Genomic DNA, 16,579 nt, shown 5'->3' on the forward strand with positions numbered 1-16,579 from the left:
CTTTAAGAAATTATCTTCGTCATATGCAGAAGCGTCAATTTTACTACGCAGACGGCCAACTGATAATACAATCATAGGTTCATTGACCTCTTCAGCCATTGGCCGAGGGGAATTGCGTTCGCAGACCGACCAGATCGCGTCCATTGAGCCGGAAGGAGTAGCGTCTTCGGTTGTCCTCATCAGTTCGGCTGATAGTTCGACCCTTTTAGTTGAGGTGTGTCGACCGATTTGCCGTGATGCAGCAACCGGCCTTGACACAACCTTTCGGCGAGCCGCCGGTACCTATCCTGACTCCCGGTCCATCTGAAGCTGCAGCCGGCACCAAAGAGGGCGTGTCATCCGCCACGGTCATCTCGGCCTGCATCTTGATGGCGGCCATGGCGATCGGCGCGCCGATAGGCGCGAAGGGCCCTGCCCCAACTCTGGCTCGGAGCGGCTTTCCCGTTCCCGTTTGGGTCCCCAACGCCTCGGCCGGCCGGACGAAGCCAGACTGTGACGACGGCCCAGCAGGCGCTTGACCTGGAGGCCAAGGCTTGGTTTGACCCGTTTCATCCGGTCAGAGTCCGACCGGATCCAGCCCCCAACCGTGGAAGATCCCTGACCATGCGCATCACTCTCGTCGGCTCCCGCCATTTCGGTGTCGCCACACTGAACATGCTGCGCGAGAGAGGAATCGAGATCGCGCGGGTCGTCGTTCATGATGGCGAGGACCGGCTCGCAGCAGCGGCGCGGGCGGCCGGGATCGAGGTCGTAGTCCAGGCCAATCCGAAGGTCGTGCCGGCGGGCGAGATCGCCCCCGACACGGACCTGATCGTCACGGCGCACAGCCACGCCCGCGTCACCCACGAGGCGGTCGCAGCCGCCCGGCTCGGCGGCATCGGCTACCATCCGTCGCTGCTGCCGCGTCACCGGGGCATTGCTGCGGTGGAGTGGACCATCAATGAAGGCGATCCGATCGCCGGCGGCACCATCTATCACCTCGCGGACCGCATGGATGCGGGCGCCATCGCCGCTCAGGATTGGTGCTTCGTCAAGAAGGGCGAGACCGCCCGCGAGCTGTGGGAGCGCGCGCTGGCGCCGCTCGGCCTCAAGCTGCTCGGCGATGTCATCGAATCGGCCAAAGTGACCGGCACGATTCCGGCCAAGCCGCAGGACGAGCAGTTCGCGACCAACGCGCCCAGCCTCACCCCGCACTGAGCATCCGATCGCATCGCCCCGACAATTGCGTCGTCGCTCCAGCCGGCGCGCTCCTGTGCCCTGCGACGGCAGCATCACCTGCCATTGCAAGGCTGTGACGCTGGTCCGCTCGTGGGGTGCGCGAAGGCGCAGTTTGCCCATAATGCCGCCCGAATGGTTCAAGGCAGGGTTCCGCATTAATCGTTAATGATCTGAAATTGCTCGATAAAATTCCGTTGCGGCGGTGCGGCAAATTTTCGTCACAATTCTTCCAAATAAGGTCCTGATCAAACGACATTGAGGGACAACGATTCATGCGTCTCGACCGCATTGGAATGGCTTTCGCCGCGTCGATCCTGGTGGGTAGCTCGGCCGCCCCCGCATTCGCCCAGTCGCCCTATGACGGCCAGTGGCAGGTGACGATCGTGACCAACAGTGGCACCTGCGAGCCCACAGCCAGCTCGACCTTGATCGTCGCAGACGGTAAGATTTCTGCGGCTGGCGCCAATGTGTCGGGTTCGATTGGACGCGAAGGCCTCGTCAAGGTCTCCATCAATGGCGCATATGCGAATGGGCAGCTCAACGGCAATTCTGGCTCGGGCAAGTGGAACGGCGCCTCGGCAGGTATCCCCTGCAGCGGCCGCTGGCAGGCTTCGCGCCTGTAACGGCGCGCAGCACGCGCTCCTGAAGATGGTGCGGCGGCTCGCGGCCGCCGCCGTCGTTTTGACGGCGGGTGTGACCGCTTCGCCGGGGCACGCCGATCCCGGTCCCTTCACCGCCTTGGCCGGAACATGGGGCGGCAGCGGCACGGTTGCCCTCGAGGACGGCTCAACCGAGCGCATCCGGTGCCGGGCCCGTTATGGCGTCTCGGGACCGCGGATGACGCTCGTCCTGACCTGCGCCAGCGATGCCTACAAGTTCGCTCTGCAGGCCGAGGTGATCGCCGAGGGCTCCGCCATCTCGGGAACCTGGAGTGAGTCCAGCCGCGGCATCAGTGGCGTGCTGCAGGGACGCGGCGGCGGCGGCAACTTCCAGCTGGTTGCAACCACCGCCGGCTTCAATGCCAACATCGCGCTCGCCACCCGCGGCAACAGGCAGTCGGTATCGATCCGGGCCGACAGCCAGTTCCGCGCAGCCAACATTTCAATGTCGCGGTGATCCCGATCAGCCGCTGCGCTTGGCGCCGGGGACCGCACCTGCGGACGGCGCCGGAGCCAGCTGCGCGGCGGTGCGCTTGATGGTCTTGGCGACCAGCAGCGCCTGCTCCCGCGTCATGGCAAAGTCCTGCACACCTTTATGGGTGGTCAGCGACAGCACCATGAGATGAGGCTCCCGCTCCGGCCAGCCAGTGGCAAAGGCGGTCACGAAGTCGGCTGAAGCGGCGCGTTCGGTCATGTCTTGTCTCTGGCTGCCTTGGGCTGTTTCACGGGCTGTTTCGCGGCGGTCGCTTTAGGACGAAACACAGCCACACTCCACGTTTTTCTCGATGACACGCGTCCGTCGCGAGCAAAGCCTGCAGCGGCGTTGATGCGCTGCACCGTTGATTTCATTTGCATTGCCCTGCACGCGAGGTGATACAGCGCGCCTTCGCCGCCCTCCTCCCTGTCTCCACCACCTCATGAATCGTCCCGCTTCGAAACTGATCGCCGCACTGTGGATGACGGGCTGGCTCAGCCTGATGCTGGTGATGGCGGTGGCCGGACGCGAAGCCATGCGCGAGCTCAACGTGTTCGAGCTGATGGAGCTGCGCTGCCTGATCGGCCTAGTGATGCTGTCGCCGGTCATCGCACTGAGCGGCGGCTTTGCGAGGCTGCGCACCTCGCGGCTCAAGCAGCACGCGGCGCGCAACCTCGTCCATTACGGCGCGCAGCTCGGCTGGTTCTTCGCGCTCACCTTGATCCCGATCGGCCAGGTGGTGGCGATCGAGTTCACGATGCCGATCTGGACGGCGCTGCTGGCAGCAGCCTTCCTCGGCGAGCGCATCACCCTGTTCAAGCTGGCGGCGATCGGGCTCGGCCTCGTCGGCGTCGTCGTGATCGTCCGCCCGGATACCGGGGCGGTCAATTCGGGACAGCTCATCGCGCTGGCCGCCGCGGTCGGCTTCGGCATCTCGATCGCTCTGGTCAAGCTGCTGACGCGCACCGAGCCCACCGTGTCGATCATCTTCTGGATGCTGGCGGTGCAATCCATCGCCGGCCTCATCCCTTCGCTCTTATTCTGGACGCCGCCATCGGCCACGACCTGGGGCTGGATCCTCCTCGTCGCCTTCTGTGGGACCTTCTCGCATTTCTGCATGGCGCGCGCGCTGCTCTACGCCGACGCCACCATCGTGGTACCCATGGATTTTCTCCGCGTTCCGCTGACCGCCACCGTCGGCTGGCTGGTCTATGCGGAGCGTCTCGACGGACTGACCGTGCTCGGCGCTGGGTTGATTCTCGCCGGAAACCTGCTGAACCTGCGTCCCCCGCAACCTCGGCCCGTGCCGATCGGCGGTTCGGCAGGGACCTGAGGCGCCGGGGAGCCCCTGCCTCCCCTCGAGCGACGTGATTCGGATCACGAAACGGGCGCGCTACACGCGACCGTCGTGGATCTGGCGCAACACCCACGAACTGGTTTGTGGCGGAATCGTGATTTTTTGCTCGGGAACAAGACTTTTCGCGCCGATCCGCGACAAATGCTGCAGTGAACGCTTCGCTTGATCGTTGGGGGATCTCCTGATGCGCTATCTCACCGTCGCCCTGTCCCTGCTCTGCATGGTGCTGACCGCTGAAGCCGCCAAGGCCGACCGCCGCGTCGCCTTTGTCGTCGGAAACGGTGCCTATAAGAGCGTGGCTCAATTGCCGAACCCGCCGGTCGATGCCAAGGCCATGGCGGCAACCCTGCGCAACGTCGGCTTCGACGTCGTCGAGGGCACCAATCTCACGCGCGACAAGATGACCGAGAAGCTGCTCGATTTCGGTCGCAAGGCGCAGGGCGCCGATATTGCGGTGTTCTATTACGCCGGGCACGGCATCGCCATTGCCGGCACCAACTACCTGCTGCCGGTCGACGCCGACCTGAAGTCGGAAATGGACGTCAAGCTGGGCTCGGCCATCAACATCGACGTGACCCTCGACCAGACGATGGGCGACGCCAAGGTCAAGCTGGTGTTCCTCGATGCCTGCCGCGACAATCCGTTCGCCGCCAAGATCAAGTCGAACTCGCCGACCCGCAGCGTGTCGGTGCAGACCGGCCTTGCCGAGATGAAGTCCGGCGAGGGCACGCTGATCGCCTTCGCCACCGGCCCGGGCCAGACCGCCCTCGACGGCGAGGCCGGCGCCAACAGCCCGTTCACCCGCGCGCTGATCTCGCACATCGCCCAGCCCGGCATCGAGATCCAGCAGGCCATGACGGCGGTGCGCGCCCAGGTCAATGAGGAGACCAGCAAGGGCCAGTTGCCCTGGGGGCACACCAACCTGATCGGCGCGGTCTACCTCAACCCGGCGGCGGCCCCTGCGGCAACGGCGGCCGCGGCCGGGACGACGCCGGCCGTCGCGACGGCCACCGTGACCGCGGGCGAGGCCGAGCTCGAATTCTGGCGCTCGGTGAAAGATTCCAACAAGCCGGAAGAGCTCAACGCCTATCTCGCGACCTACCCGAACGGGCAGTTCAAGTCGCTGGCGATGGCGCGCATCGCCGCGATCGAGAGCGGCGCCATCAACACCGCGACGCGCAATGTCGCCAAGGGCGTCGATCCCGCCACCTACACCGAGGAAGGCAGCCAGGTCAGCGAGGATCAGATCGGCCTCGACAAGACCAAGCGCCGCGACGTGCAGCGGCGGCTGACCGGCCTCGGCTTCGACACCAAGATGACAGGCGTGTTCGACGACCAGACCCGCGGCGTCATGAAGCGCTGGCAGGCGGCCCGCGGCTATCCGTCGACCGGATTCCTGACCAAGCTGCAGCACAAGGCGCTGCTGGCCGAGCCGCAGCCGGCGCCGGCCACCGCCGCAGTCGGTGACGAGGCCAAGCCGCGCCGCGCCAAGCCGGCCGGCAATGTCGCTGCCGGCGGCCCGCCGCCGCAGGGGGCGCCGGTCTATCGCAATCCGCCGCCGCAGGACAATGCGGGCAACGCCGCCGGCGCCGCCTTCATCGGTGGCATGATGGGCGGTGTGCTCGGCAGCGCGCTGCGCCGGTAAACGTCGACATCTCCCCCACGTCAAAAGCCCGGAGCACGAGCTCCGGGCTCTTTCGTTAGAATAATGGAGCCGGCCGTCAGAGCCCTGCCGCCTTGCGCAGCGCCGCGTTGATGCGGTCCTGCCAGCCCGGCCCTTCAGACTGAAAGTGCTCGAGCACGTCCTGGTCGATCCGCAACGTCACTTGCTCGCGCACGCCAGGGACCGCCGCCTTCTTCGGCGGCGCCTCCACCGGCTTGGTGGTCACCTTCTTGAACGCGGCCTCGGCCTCGGTACGGGCGTCAGCGAGGGTGCGGGGCCGCCGCGGCTGGTCGGCCATGATCAGATCCCCTCGAACAGCGCGGTGGACAGATAACGCTCGGAGAACGACGGCACGATCGCCAGGATCGTCTTGCCCGCGCTTTCCGGTCGCTTGCCGATCTCGATCGCGGCCGCAATCGCCGCGCCCGAGGAGATGCCGCCGGGAATGCCCTCGTTGCGGGCCAGCGCACGCGATGTCTCGATCGCGGTCGTGCTGTTGATCTTGACGATCTCGTCGATCACGGACCGGTCGAGAATGTCGGGCACGAAGCCGGCACCGATGCCCTGGATCTTGTGCGGCGAGTGCTGGCCGCCCGACAGCACCGGGCTCTCCTCCGGCTCGACCGCGACGACCTTGAGGCCGGGCTTGCGCGACTTCAGCACCTGGCCGACGCCGGTGATGGTGCCACCGGTGCCGACGCCAGCGACGAAGACATCGATATTGCCGGCCGTGTCGTTCCAGATCTCCTCGGCCGTGGTGCGACGATGAATGTCCGGATTGGCGAGGTTCTTGAACTGCTGCGGCATCACCGAGTTCGGCGTCGTCCGCAACAGCTCCTCGGCAGTGGCGATGGCGCCCTTCATCCCCTGCGACGCCGGCGTGAGCACGATCTCGGCGCCGAGGAAGGCGAGCATCTTGCGCCGCTCCACCGACATCGACTCCGGCATCACCAGCTTCAGCTTGTAGCCCCGCGCCGCTGCGACGAAGGCCAGCGCGATGCCGGTATTGCCCGAGGTCGGCTCGATCAGCACGGTGTCGGGCTTGATCACGCCGGCCTGCTCCATCGCCAGGATCATGCCGACGCCGATCCGATCCTTCACGCTCGCGGCGGGATTGAAGTATTCCAGCTTGGCGAGGATGGTCGCCTTGACGCCATGCTGCTCCGGCAGCTTTCGCAACCGCACAATCGGCGTATTGCCGAACGCGTCGACAATTGAATCAAATACGCGCCCGCGTCCGGGACGCTGTGCTGACGACTCCATGAAATCACTCCTCTGCGCGCCCCGCGCGACATCGACAACGCTTCTGACCATCTTCAGCGAGCCTGTTGCGCTGCGCAAGCACGTTTGCGCGATCTTAAGACGATCGCGGCGCACAACAAGTCGTGGCTAAATTGCGAAAAACCAACGCATTTGTGTTGCGACAAGGTCAATAAACCGGGTGTATGTTTGACTTCAGCCGGACGAAAATTCATGATGCAGGTCGACGGCAACCCGGGCGGACATCAGCAAGATGTCATCTTCGGAGTGATACAATCGGGGCGTTCGTGCCAAACGACAGCGCCGTTGTAGAACAGACATAAGAACAGACCACCCAGACAAACTCTTTGTGTGACGGACTTGATATCCGCGAAAAGTTGGACTCGTCGGAAATAGACCCGTTCGAACGCGACTCGTTCGAAATCGACCCTTTCGAAATTGACGTCGTTCAAGCAGAGATCGCCCACAAAGAGATCGTACAGGAGGTCAATATGTCAGCACTCGCTGATCTCGTGTCGACCGCAACCGCCCGCCCGAATCCCCGCGGCTGCGATCTGCCGACATGCCCGGTCTGCGCCGACTCCATGATTGCCGCGGAGGCGTCGGCATACTTGGCCGACAATGCCATCAGCTATCTCTGGACCTGCGACACCTGCGGCTATGGCTTCGTCACCAAGCACTCCGTGAAAAGCCGTTTCGTCTGCAACTGAACGGCGCCAGGGCGAGAGAGTTCCGCGACGTGATGTCACGGCCGTCCGTCGCTACGGATCGCACAACGGTCGGCCATCGGGCAGGTCGGCAATGCATCACCAGCACGATTTCATGTGGGCCGGCGCATAGGGCCGGGCTCACAACAAGCTGACGGCCTTCACCTGACGCGGCCGTCAGCCGGCGCGCGGGGCGATGTCGCCGCGGGCCCAATCCGCCTTGGTGCGCTCGTAGAATTCCGTGAAGCGCCCCTGTGCGATCGCCTCGCGCATCCCAGCCATCAATTGCTGGAAATAGGCAATGTTGATTTCCGACAGCAGCGTCGCGCCGAGCGCCTCGCCGGCCTTGATGAGATGATGCAGATAGGCGCGGGCATAGCTGCGCGCCGCCGGCCACGGGCTCTCTTCATCCAGCGGACGCGGGTCGTCGGCGTGACGCGCGTTGCGCAGGTTCACCGGCCCGAAGCGCGTGTAGGCGACGCCGTGGCGGCCGTTGCGGGTCGGCAGCACGCAGTCGAACATGTCGATGCCGCGCCTGACCGACTCCAGGAGATCGTCAGGCGTGCCGACACCCATCAGGTAGCGTGGGCGGCCGGCCGGCAGTGCCGGAGCGGTCGCCTCGATCATCTCGAGCATGACCGCCTGCGGCTCGCCGACGGCCAAGCCGCCGATCGCATAGCCGTGGAAGCCGATGTCGACCAGCGCCTGCGCGCTGGCGACGCGTAGCGCGGGCACGTCGCCGCCCTGCACGATGCCGAACAGCATGTAGCCTGCCGGCGCACTCTCGAAGGCGCGGCGGCAGCGTTCGGCCCAGCGCAGCGACAGCCGCATCGCGCGCTCGATGTCGTCGCGCTCGGCCGGCAGCCGCACGCATTCGTCGAGCTGCATCGCGATGTCGGAGTTGAGCAGGCGCTGCACCTCGATGGCGCGCTCCGGCGACAGCTCGATTCTAGCGCCGTCGATGTGCGAGCGGAACGTCACCGCCTGCTCCGTGACCTTGCGTAAGCCCGATAGCGACATCACCTGGAAGCCGCCGGAATCCGTCAGCATCGGACCGCCCCAGCCGGTGAAGCGCTGCAGGCCGCCGAGGGCGGCGATGCGCTCGGCCGTGGGCCGCAGCATCAGATGATAGGTGTTGCCGAGCACGATGTCGGCACCGGCCTCGCGCACGTCCCGCCAGTGGATGCCCTTCATGGCGCCGGCGGTGCCGACAGGCATGAAGGCCGGCGTGCGGACCACGCCATGCGGCGTCGTCAGCCGGCCCGTGCGGGCCGCGCCGGAGGTCGCGAGCAATTCGAAGTGGTTGGGAAGGTCGCCAGCGGGAGAGCTCATGGCCGGCTTATTGCGTCAGGACGGCTCCCGATTCAACCGCGATGGCGCCGTTTTCGCCCCTTTCGGCCGTTGACGGCGGTTCCGACCGCCCCTATGGTCCTGCGCCATGTCGACCTCGACCAAACGCACGACGAAAACCACCAAGCCCACGAGGGCCTCGGGAGGCGTGCGCGCGTAGTCGAACTCGATTGCGACCATCTTCGAACCGAAGCCCCGCCTGATAAAGGTCCGGGGCTTTTTTATTGCCCGAATTTCAACCGGAGACCTGAGACGTGCCCCACGATCCCACCATTGCCATCGTCGGCGTGACCGGCGCCGTCGGCGCCGAGTTCATCGCCACCCTGGACCGCCGCAACGTCCGCGTCGGCAAGCTCAAGGCGCTGGCGAGCGCCCGCTCGGCCGGCCAGACCGTGAGCTTCCGCGGCCAGACCATCGTGATCGAGGAGCTGACCGAACGCTCCTTCGAGGGCGTCGACATCGCGCTGTTCTCGGCCGGCAGCGGCATTTCCAAGAAGTTCGCGCCGATCGCCGTGCGCTCCGGCGCCGTCGTGGTCGACAATTCCTCGGCCTTCCGCATGGACCCGAACGTGCCGCTGGTCATCCCCGAGATCAACGCCCGCCGCATCCGCGACCACAAGGGCATCATCGCCAATCCAAACTGCGCGGCGATCACGGCGCTGGTGCCGCTGTGGCCGATCCATCAGAAGAACCGCATCAAGCGCGTGATCATCTCGACCTATCAGGCCGCCAGCGGCGCCGGTGCGGCCGCGATGGACGAGCTGGTGCAGTCGACCCGCGCGAGCCTCAACGGCCAAGTCTACGCGCCCAAGGTGATGCCGCATCCGTTCGCCTTCAACCTGTTCAGCCACAACACCGCCATCGATCCCGAGACCGGCTACAACGACGAGGAGACCAAGGTCATCAACGAGACCCGCAAGATCTTCGAGGACGAGGGCATTGCGATCGGCGTCACCTGCGTGCGCGTGCCGGTGCTGCGCGCCCATTGCGAGTCGATCACCTTCGAATGCGAGAAGCCGATCACGGAAGATGAAGTCCGCCGCATCCTCGCCACCGCGCCGGGTGTGCGCGTCGTCGACGACCGCGCCAAGAACCACTTCCCCATGCCTGTCGACGCGTCGGGACAGGACGACGTGCTGGTCGGGCGCATCAGGAAGGATCTGTCCGATCCGTCAGGCCACTCGATCGCGATGTTCGTGGCCGCCGATCAGCTGCTCAAGGGCGCCGCGCTCAATGCGGTGCAGATCGCGGAGCTCTTGCCGGAGCGCGCGATGGCGTAGCTCTCAGAGCGAACTTGCAGGGTGGGCCTTTTGCCCACCCTACGGCTCGACGATGCGCTCCTCTGGCTGACGAAACAACAGGCACGCATCGCCATACGAATAGAAGCGATAGCCGCTGCGGATCGCATGCGCATAGGCCGCGTGCATCGTCTCCAAGCCGGCGAAGGCCGAGACCAGCATGAAGAGCGTCGAGCGTGGCAGATGGAAGTTGGTCATCAGGATATCGACCGCGCGGAAGCGATAGCCGGGCGTGATGAAGATCGACGTCTCCGCCTCGAACGGCGCGATCGTGCCGTCGGGCTGCGCCGCGCTCTCCACGAGCCGCAACGACGTCGTGCCGACCGCAACGATGCGGCCGCCCTTGGCGCGCGCCTCGTTCAACGCCGCGGCCGTCTCCGGCGTGAGGCTGCCCCACTCCGCATGCATGCGGTGGCCCTCGGTATCCTCGACCTTGACCGGCAGGAAAGTGCCGGCCCCGACATGCAGGGTCACGCGCTGCAGCCCGACGCCGCGGTCGCGCAGCCGCTGCTCCAGCGCCGGCGTGAAATGCAGCCCAGCCGTCGGCGCAGCCACCGCGCCCTCTTTGGCCGCGAACATGGTCTGATAATCTGTCGCGTCCTGCTCGTCTGCGGGCCGCTTGCCGGCGATGTAGGGCGGCAGCGGCGGCCGGCCGAGATCGGCGATCGCTTGGTCGAGCGCGGGCCCATGGAACACAAAGGACAGCGTCAGCTCGCCGTCGGCGCCCTTGGCCTCGACGGTGGCGTCGAGATGGCCGAGCAGGCAGACCTTGCCCTCGTTGCCGAACCGGATCGTATCGCCTGGCGCGAGCTTCTTGGCGGGCCGCACCAGCGCCTGCCAGCGCGAGCCGTCGAGCCGCTTGATCAGGGTCGCCTCGATCTTCGCTTCGGTCTCGCGGCTGATGCGGCGACCGGACAGCTGCGCCGCGATCACCTTGGTGTCGTTGACGACGAGCTGATCACCGGGCTCCAGCCAGTCCGGCAGGTCGGCGACCGTGCGGTCGCGTAAGACACCGTCGCCCTGCACCACCAGCATGCGCGCGGACTCGCGCGGGCTCGCCGGGCGGAGCGCGATGTTTTCGGGGGGAAGATGGAAATCGAACAGGTCGGTGCGCATCGTCGTTCTGGGACGACCATCGGCCCTGCATTCCGGGGAGCGTGCGACAGCACGCGTCGCGAAGGATGAAGGCCCGACTGTCTGCCTCATGGTGCGAGACGCGTGCTGCGCACGCGCCTCACCGTGAGGATCGCAAAGTCTACGCCGCGTCGGCGGCCATGTAGGCCTTCACGATCTTGTCCGGGTTCTGCACCGGCTCGCCGCGCTTGATCTTGTCGACGTTCTCCATGCCCTCGGTGACCTTGCCCCAGACCGTGTACTGCTTGTCCAGGAAGCGGGCGTCGTCGAAGCAGATGAAGAACTGGCTGTCGCCTGAATCCGGATTGGCCGCACGCGCCATCGAGGCGGTGCCGCGCACATGCGGCTCGGCGTTGAACTCGGCCTTCAGCTTCTTGCCGGAGCCGCCCATGCCGCTGCCCTGCGGGCAGCCGGTCTGCGCCATGAAGCCGTCGATGACGCGGTGGAAGACGATGCCGTCGTAGAAGCCCTCGCGGACGAGCTCCTTGATGCGCGCGACATGGCCGGGCGCGAGATCGGGACGCATCTCGATGGTGACGGGGCCCTGGGTGGTTTCGAGGATCAAGGTATTTTCGGTCACAGCCATGCTGGTCTCTCGGTTTTTGTGGAATTGACGGGGGTCAGGACAAAGTAAATCCTGGGTCTGAAATGTCGCGGCGCCTTCCCATGTGCGGCCGTCACCCCTCCTGACGGCGATCCGAGCACGACGAGGCCCGCGATGCTGGTCGAGAATAGACCCAATGCGCTTAAAGCTGAAGCCACCGGCCCTGTCGATGTGACGGGGCGGCAGAATCGGCATGCCTCCGCGACGTGGCAAAAGGTTCCTTAATGCCTGAGGGAACCGGGCGCGAGACCCAGGTGCCCTGCTTTCTCGGACCTACTTGATGTCCGAGGCGACCTGCACCTTGACCATCTTGTCGGGATCGGTCACGGCGCCGCCCGACGAGCCCGGAGGCGCCTTCTTGAGCTTGTCGACGACGTCCATGCCCTGCACGACCTCGCCGATCACGGTGTATTGGCCGTTGAGGAAGGAGGCGTCGCCGAAGCAGATGAAGAACTGCGAGTTGGCAGAATCGACGCTATCGCCCCGGCGCGCCATGCCGACGGTGCCGCGCTTGAACGGCGTGCTCGAAAACTCCTGCTTCAGGTTCGGGTACTTCGAGCCGCCGGTGCCATTGAAGTTCTGGCCGTCACCGGTCTGCGCCATGAAGCCGTCCATGACGCGGTGGAACGGCACGTTGTTGTAGAAGCCTTCGCGCGCCAGCGTCTTCAGCCGCTCGGCATGCTGCGGCGCCAGATCGGTGCGCAGCTTGATGATGATGCGGCCCTTGGTGGTGTCGATGACCAGGGCATTCTGCTTGTCGAGCCCGGCAGGCAGCGACTGGGCCAACGCCGGCAATGCGAACACGAGAGCAAAGACGAAAGCGAGAGCGCGGATCATAGCAACTCCGATGGCATGAGACGATGAGGAGAGGAAGGCACCGCCGGAAGCGGCCGGTGCCTGAAGGATCAGTTGAACTTGGCCCTGAGACTTTCGGCCACCGAGGGCGGCACGAAATGCGAGATCTCGCCGCCCATGGCGGCGATCTGGCGAACCAGCGTGGCGGCGATCGGGCGGACACTCACCGAGGCTGGAACGAACACCGTCTGGACCTGCGGTGCCATGGTCTGGTTCATGCCGGCCAACTGCATCTCGTAGTCGAAATCGGTGCCGTCGCGCAGGCCCCGGATCATCATGATCGCGCCGGCTTTTTCCGCGGCCGTGACGGTCAGATTGTCGTAGGTCGAAGCCTCGAAGCCGCAGCCCGCCGCGGCTGCGACGGGGCCGAAGATCTCATGCGCCATCGCCAGCCGCTCCTCGGTCGAGAACAGCGGCTTCTTGCCGTGATGCACGCCGACCGCAACGATCAGGCGATCGCAGAGATGAACGGCCTGCCGAACCACATCGAGATGGCCGTTGGTGACGGGATCGAACGAGCCCGGATAGAGCGCAATGCGTTGCATGCGCCCGTCCTATACCGCCGGGAACAGGCCGGCAAGCCACCGCCAGGCCCGCTGGCGTGGCTGTGATGGGCAAAGAGTGGCCGAGACTGCACCGCAATGAAATGAGGTGCGACGCCGGGGGGCCGGAACTGTGGTCGGCTACCGCGATTGTTTCATCGGAACTTGGGACATGAAACACGCCGGGCCGAGAAGAAGCCAATTCGCCCGTCCCGCGAAGACGTCTCGAAACCCGAGCTGATTATCAAATCCTTAACGAACAACGGGCCGAACGGCCCGGACAGGGGACCGTCATGATCAAAGCGCTATCTGCAGTCGCAGCTGCCGGCTTGGTGGCTGCCGGCATCACCGTCCTGCCCGGCTTCGCTCCTCAGGTTGAAGCCAGCGTGCCGCGTCCGCTCGCCAAGGCGGACCGCCTGGACATTCGCCCGATCGGCCGCGACTGCTCGCAGCAGGCTTGGCCGAACTTCGAAGCGGGCTGCCTGCGCAGCGCCGGCACCAGGGGAACGATCCGCGAGGCCAGGATGGTCTCCGTCGAGCGGACACAGTAAGGGCGAATAGCGAATAGCGAATAGCGGGAAGACTTGATTCCTCCTCTATTCGCCACTTCCTATTCGCCATTCGCACCTTCAGTCCCGTTCCCACCGGTGCCGTTCTCGGTCTCCTCGCCGATATGCTCCACCGAAACGACGTGCTCATCATCGGCGGTGTCGAACACGATGACGCCCTGGGTCGAGCGTCCCGCGATGCGGATGCCGTCGACCGGGCAACGGATCAACTGCCCCTTGTCCGTCACCAGCATGATCTGATCGCCGTCCTCGACCGGGAATGAGGCGACGAGCTTGCCGTTGCGGTTGTTGACGGACATCGCGACGATGCCTTTGCCGCCGCGGCCGGTGGTGCGGTACTCGTAGGACGAGGTGCGCTTGCCGTAGCCGTTGACCGAGACGGTCAGCACCACCTGCTCCTGCGCGGACATCTCGACATAGCGTTCCTGCGACAGCTGGATCGCGCCAGCGGCCGCCTCCTCGCCCTCGGTCTCGACCGGCTCCTCGGTGGCAGCATCGCCCGACATCGCCCGGCGCATCTTCAAATAGGCCGTACGCTCGTCCGAGGTCGTCTCGACATGGCGCAGGATCGACAGCGAGATCACCTTGTCACCGCCGGCGAGCGCGATGCCGCGCACGCCCATCGAGGTCCGCCCGGTGAAGACGCGCACGTCGGTGACGGGGAATCGGATGCACTGCCCGCCCGACGCCGTGAGCAGCACGTCGTCACGCTCGGTGCAGATCTGCACGTTGACGATCTCCTCGCCCTCGTCGAGCTTCATCGCGATGATGCCGGAGCGGCGCACGTCGACGAAATCCGACAGCTTGTTGCGGCGGACGTTGCCGCCGGTGGTGGCGAACATCACGTCGAGATTGGCCCAGGAGGATTCATCCTCCGGCAGCGGCATGATCGTGGTGATGCGCTCGCCCTGCTCCAGCGGCAGGATGTTGATCAGCGCCTTGCCGCGCCCGTTGGGCGCCGCGATCGGCAGCCGCCAGACCTTCTCCTTGTAGACCTGGCCGCGCGACGAGAAGAACAGCACCGGCGTGTGCGTGGAGGCCACGAACAGCCGGCTGACGAAATCCTCCTCACGGGTCTGCATGCCCGAGCGGCCCTTGCCGCCGCGACGCTGCGCCCGATAGGCCGACAGCGGCACGCGCTTGGTGTAGCCGGCATGCGACACGGTCACGACCATGTCCTCGCGCTGGATCAGGTCCTCGTCCTCGACCTCGCCTTCCTGCTCGGCGATCACGGTGCGGCGCGGCGTGCCGAACTCCGCCTTCACGGCGGCGAGCTCGTCCTTGATGATGCCCTGAACCCGCGCCCGCGAGCGCAGGATGTCGAGATAGTCGTTGATCTCGACCTTGAGCTTGTCGAGCTCGTCGGAAATCTCTTCGCGGCCGAGCGCGGTCAGGCGCTGCAGACGCAGGTCGAGAATCGCCTTGGCCTGCTCGAACGACAACCGGATGGTGCCGTCCTCGGCCAGGCGATGGCGCGGATCGTCGATCAGCGTGATGATGGCCTCGACGTCGCGCGCCGGCCAGTCGCGCGACATCAACGCCTCGCGCGCCGTCGCAGGATCTGGCGAGGTCCTGATGACCCTGATGACCTCGTCGATATTGGCCACGGCCACGGCAAGGCCGACCAGGATATGAGCGCGGTCGCGCGCCTTGTTGAGCAGGAACTTGGTCCTGCGCGTAACGACACGCTCGCGGAACGCGACGAAGATCGTCAGCAGGTCCTTCAACGTCATCGTCTGCGGGCGGCCGCCGTCGAGCGCCAGCATGTTGGCGGCGAAGCTCGTCTGCAGCGGCGTGAACTTGTAGAGCTGGTTGAGCACGACGTCCGGCACGGCGTCGCGCTTCAGCTCGACGACGACGCGGTAGCCGTCGCGGTCGCTTTCGTCGCGCAGGTCGGCGACGCCTTCGATCTTCTTCTCGCGCACCAGCTCGGCGATGCGCTCGACCATCGTGGCCTTGTTCACCTGGTAGGGGATCTCGGAGATGATGATCGCCTCGCGATCCTTGCGGATCGTGTCGATCGTCACCTTGCCGCGCATCATGATCGAGCCGCGGCCCAGATGGTAGGCCGAGCGGGCGCCCGCGCGGCCAAGAATGATGCCGCCGGTCGGGAAATCCGGCCCCGGAATGATGTTGATGAGGTCATCGATCGTGAGCGCGGGATTGTCGATCAGCGCGATGCAGGCATCGATCACCTCGCCGAGATTGTGCGGCGGGATGTTGGTGGCCATGCCGACCGCGATGCCGCCGGCGCCATTGACCAGCAGGTTCGGATATTTGGCCGGAAGAACCGACGGTTCCTTGTCCGAATTGTCGTAGTTCGGCTGGAAATCGACGGTGTCCTTGTCGATGTCGTCGAGCAGCGGGATCGCCGACTTGGCGAGCTTGGCTTCGGTGTATCGATAGGCGGCCGGCGGATCGCCGTCGACGGAGCCGAAATTGCCCTGGCCGTCGATCAGCGGCACGCGCATCGAGAAGTCCTGCGCCATGCGCACCATGGCGTCGTAGATCGACTGGTCGCCATGCGGATGATATTTACCGATGACGTCGCCGACCACGCGCGCGGACTTGACGTATTTCTTGTCGGGCGTGTGGCCCTGCTCGTACATCGAATACAGGATGCGCCGGTGCACGGGCTTGAGGCCGTCGCGCGCATCGGGCAGCGCTCGCGACACGATCACGCTCATCGCGTAATCGAGGTAGGAGCGTTTCATCTCGTCGAGGATGGAAACGGGACGAATGTCGGAAGGTCCGCCCGGCTCGCCGGGCTTCTCATCTTCTTTATCGGACAAAGGGGATACCGGTCGGTTTTGACACGCGAAAATCGCTTGGAATCATATAGCGCAGGAGCGCGCCGCAGGCCACCCCCAAACCGAGGTGGGCCGCGC

General features: G+C 65.4%; 17 protein-coding genes. 8 read left to right on the top strand and 9 right to left on the bottom strand.

Annotated features, from left to right (window positions below; genetic code table 11):
* Positions 1-603 precede the first annotated feature (603 nt).
* The 3 genes from QW868_RS00750 to QW868_RS00760 all read left to right on the top strand — a co-directional run bounded on the left by QW868_RS00750 (position 604) and on the right by QW868_RS00760 (position 2,334).
* Positions 604-1,197, top strand: coding sequence for a formyltransferase family protein (locus QW868_RS00750; RefSeq protein WP_315738093.1), 594 nt, complete (start codon positions 604-606; stop codon positions 1,195-1,197).
* Between the two features lie 293 nt (positions 1,198-1,490).
* Positions 1,491-1,841, top strand: a complete 351-nt coding sequence (locus tag QW868_RS00755; RefSeq protein WP_315738094.1) for a hypothetical protein — start codon at positions 1,491-1,493, stop codon at positions 1,839-1,841.
* 25 nt (positions 1,842-1,866) lie between these two features.
* The gene (locus QW868_RS00760; protein ID WP_315770776.1) at positions 1,867-2,334 is read left to right on the top strand and encodes a hypothetical protein; all 468 of its coding nucleotides are present in this window, start codon (positions 1,867-1,869) and stop codon (positions 2,332-2,334) included.
* 6 nt (positions 2,335-2,340) lie between these two features.
* Here QW868_RS00760 and QW868_RS00765 read toward each other — a convergent pair whose 3' ends face one another.
* The gene (locus tag QW868_RS00765) at positions 2,341-2,571 is read right to left on the bottom strand and encodes a hypothetical protein (protein WP_315738096.1); all 231 of its coding nucleotides are present in this window, start codon (positions 2,569-2,571) and stop codon (positions 2,341-2,343) included.
* Between the two features lie 223 nt (positions 2,572-2,794).
* On the opposite strand from QW868_RS00765, the gene QW868_RS00770 reads away from it, so the two are divergent.
* Both QW868_RS00770 and QW868_RS00775 read left to right on the top strand, forming a co-directional pair.
* On the top strand, positions 2,795-3,685 hold the full coding sequence (locus QW868_RS00770) for a DMT family transporter (RefSeq protein WP_316229699.1): 891 nt from the start codon (positions 2,795-2,797) through the stop codon (positions 3,683-3,685).
* Between the two features lie 208 nt (positions 3,686-3,893).
* Complete coding sequence (locus QW868_RS00775; RefSeq protein ID WP_316229700.1) at positions 3,894-5,354, top strand: caspase family protein; 1,461 nt, start codon at positions 3,894-3,896, stop codon at positions 5,352-5,354.
* Between the two features lie 76 nt (positions 5,355-5,430).
* Here the strand turns inward: QW868_RS00775 and QW868_RS00780 are convergent, their stop codons facing one another.
* Both QW868_RS00780 and cysK read right to left on the bottom strand, forming a co-directional pair.
* Positions 5,431-5,670: a BrnA antitoxin family protein gene (locus QW868_RS00780; RefSeq protein WP_315711784.1), complete on the bottom strand. Its 240-nt coding sequence runs from the start codon at positions 5,668-5,670 to the stop codon at positions 5,431-5,433.
* 2 nt (positions 5,671-5,672) lie between these two features.
* A complete protein-coding gene (gene cysK / locus QW868_RS00785) occupies positions 5,673-6,635 on the bottom strand; it encodes a cysteine synthase A (protein ID WP_315738099.1) in 963 nt (320 codons plus the stop codon).
* 488 nt (positions 6,636-7,123) lie between these two features.
* Here cysK and QW868_RS00790 point away from each other — a divergent pair, with 488 nt between their 5' ends.
* Complete coding sequence (locus QW868_RS00790) at positions 7,124-7,342, top strand: hypothetical protein (RefSeq protein WP_315711782.1); 219 nt, start codon at positions 7,124-7,126, stop codon at positions 7,340-7,342.
* 174 nt (positions 7,343-7,516) lie between these two features.
* On the opposite strand, the gene tgt is transcribed toward QW868_RS00790, so the two are convergent.
* On the bottom strand, positions 7,517-8,671 hold the full coding sequence (gene tgt / locus QW868_RS00795; protein ID WP_316178001.1) for a tRNA guanosine(34) transglycosylase Tgt: 1,155 nt from the start codon (positions 8,669-8,671) through the stop codon (positions 7,517-7,519).
* 272 nt (positions 8,672-8,943) lie between these two features.
* On the opposite strand from tgt, the gene QW868_RS00800 reads away from it, so the two are divergent.
* Positions 8,944-9,969 (top strand): aspartate-semialdehyde dehydrogenase, encoded by a 1,026-nt coding sequence (locus QW868_RS00800; RefSeq protein WP_315774923.1) that lies wholly within the window; start codon positions 8,944-8,946, stop codon positions 9,967-9,969.
* Between the two features lie 39 nt (positions 9,970-10,008).
* On the opposite strand, the gene queA is transcribed toward QW868_RS00800, so the two are convergent.
* The 4 genes from queA to coaD all read right to left on the bottom strand — a co-directional run bounded on the left by queA (position 10,009) and on the right by coaD (position 13,125).
* Positions 10,009-11,103 (bottom strand): tRNA preQ1(34) S-adenosylmethionine ribosyltransferase-isomerase QueA, encoded by a 1,095-nt coding sequence (queA, locus tag QW868_RS00805; protein WP_316229701.1) that lies wholly within the window; start codon positions 11,101-11,103, stop codon positions 10,009-10,011.
* Between the two features lie 139 nt (positions 11,104-11,242).
* Complete coding sequence (locus tag QW868_RS00810; protein ID WP_315770783.1) at positions 11,243-11,707, bottom strand: peptidylprolyl isomerase; 465 nt, start codon at positions 11,705-11,707, stop codon at positions 11,243-11,245.
* Positions 11,708-11,998: 291 nt separating this feature from the next.
* Positions 11,999-12,562, bottom strand: coding sequence for a peptidylprolyl isomerase (locus QW868_RS00815; protein ID WP_315711771.1), 564 nt, complete (start codon positions 12,560-12,562; stop codon positions 11,999-12,001).
* A gap of 68 nt (positions 12,563-12,630) precedes the next feature.
* A complete protein-coding gene (gene coaD, locus QW868_RS00820) occupies positions 12,631-13,125 on the bottom strand; it encodes a pantetheine-phosphate adenylyltransferase (protein WP_316229702.1) in 495 nt (164 codons plus the stop codon).
* A gap of 290 nt (positions 13,126-13,415) precedes the next feature.
* On the opposite strand from coaD, the gene QW868_RS00825 reads away from it, so the two are divergent.
* Entirely contained in the window at positions 13,416-13,673 is a 258-nt protein-coding gene (locus QW868_RS00825; protein WP_315738105.1) for a hypothetical protein, read from the top strand.
* A gap of 59 nt (positions 13,674-13,732) precedes the next feature.
* Here QW868_RS00825 and gyrA read toward each other — a convergent pair whose 3' ends face one another.
* A complete protein-coding gene (gyrA, locus tag QW868_RS00830) occupies positions 13,733-16,483 on the bottom strand; it encodes a DNA gyrase subunit A (RefSeq protein WP_315756621.1) in 2,751 nt (916 codons plus the stop codon).
* Between the last annotated feature and the right edge of the window lie 96 nt (positions 16,484-16,579).

This window comes from Bradyrhizobium sp. SZCCHNR1051, assembly GCF_032489615.1.
Classification (GTDB): Bacteria; Pseudomonadota; Alphaproteobacteria; order Rhizobiales; family Xanthobacteraceae; genus Bradyrhizobium.

Coding starts and splice junctions, on each gene's coding strand:
- QW868_RS00750 (WP_315738093.1), top strand. CDS start 604: ATGCGCATCACTCTCGTCGGCTCCCGCCATTTCGGTGTCGCCACACTG.
- QW868_RS00755 (WP_315738094.1), top strand. CDS start 1,491: ATGCGTCTCGACCGCATTGGAATGGCTTTCGCCGCGTCGATCCTGGTG.
- QW868_RS00760 (WP_315770776.1), top strand. CDS start 1,867: ATGGTGCGGCGGCTCGCGGCCGCCGCCGTCGTTTTGACGGCGGGTGTG.
- QW868_RS00765 (WP_315738096.1), bottom strand. CDS start 2,571: ATGACCGAACGCGCCGCTTCAGCCGACTTCGTGACCGCCTTTGCCACT.
- QW868_RS00770 (WP_316229699.1), top strand. CDS start 2,795: ATGAATCGTCCCGCTTCGAAACTGATCGCCGCACTGTGGATGACGGGC.
- QW868_RS00775 (WP_316229700.1), top strand. CDS start 3,894: ATGCGCTATCTCACCGTCGCCCTGTCCCTGCTCTGCATGGTGCTGACC.
- QW868_RS00780 (WP_315711784.1), bottom strand. CDS start 5,670: ATGGCCGACCAGCCGCGGCGGCCCCGCACCCTCGCTGACGCCCGTACC.
- cysK (WP_315738099.1), bottom strand. CDS start 6,635: ATGGAGTCGTCAGCACAGCGTCCCGGACGCGGGCGCGTATTTGATTCA.
- QW868_RS00790 (WP_315711782.1), top strand. CDS start 7,124: ATGTCAGCACTCGCTGATCTCGTGTCGACCGCAACCGCCCGCCCGAAT.
- tgt (WP_316178001.1), bottom strand. CDS start 8,671: ATGAGCTCTCCCGCTGGCGACCTTCCCAACCACTTCGAATTGCTCGCG.
- queA (WP_316229701.1), bottom strand. CDS start 11,103: ATGCGCACCGACCTGTTCGATTTCCATCTTCCCCCCGAAAACATCGCG.
- QW868_RS00810 (WP_315770783.1), bottom strand. CDS start 11,707: ATGGCTGTGACCGAAAATACCTTGATCCTCGAAACCACCCAGGGCCCC.
- QW868_RS00815 (WP_315711771.1), bottom strand. CDS start 12,562: ATGATCCGCGCTCTCGCTTTCGTCTTTGCTCTCGTGTTCGCATTGCCG.
- coaD (WP_316229702.1), bottom strand. CDS start 13,125: ATGCAACGCATTGCGCTCTATCCGGGCTCGTTCGATCCCGTCACCAAC.
- QW868_RS00825 (WP_315738105.1), top strand. CDS start 13,416: ATGATCAAAGCGCTATCTGCAGTCGCAGCTGCCGGCTTGGTGGCTGCC.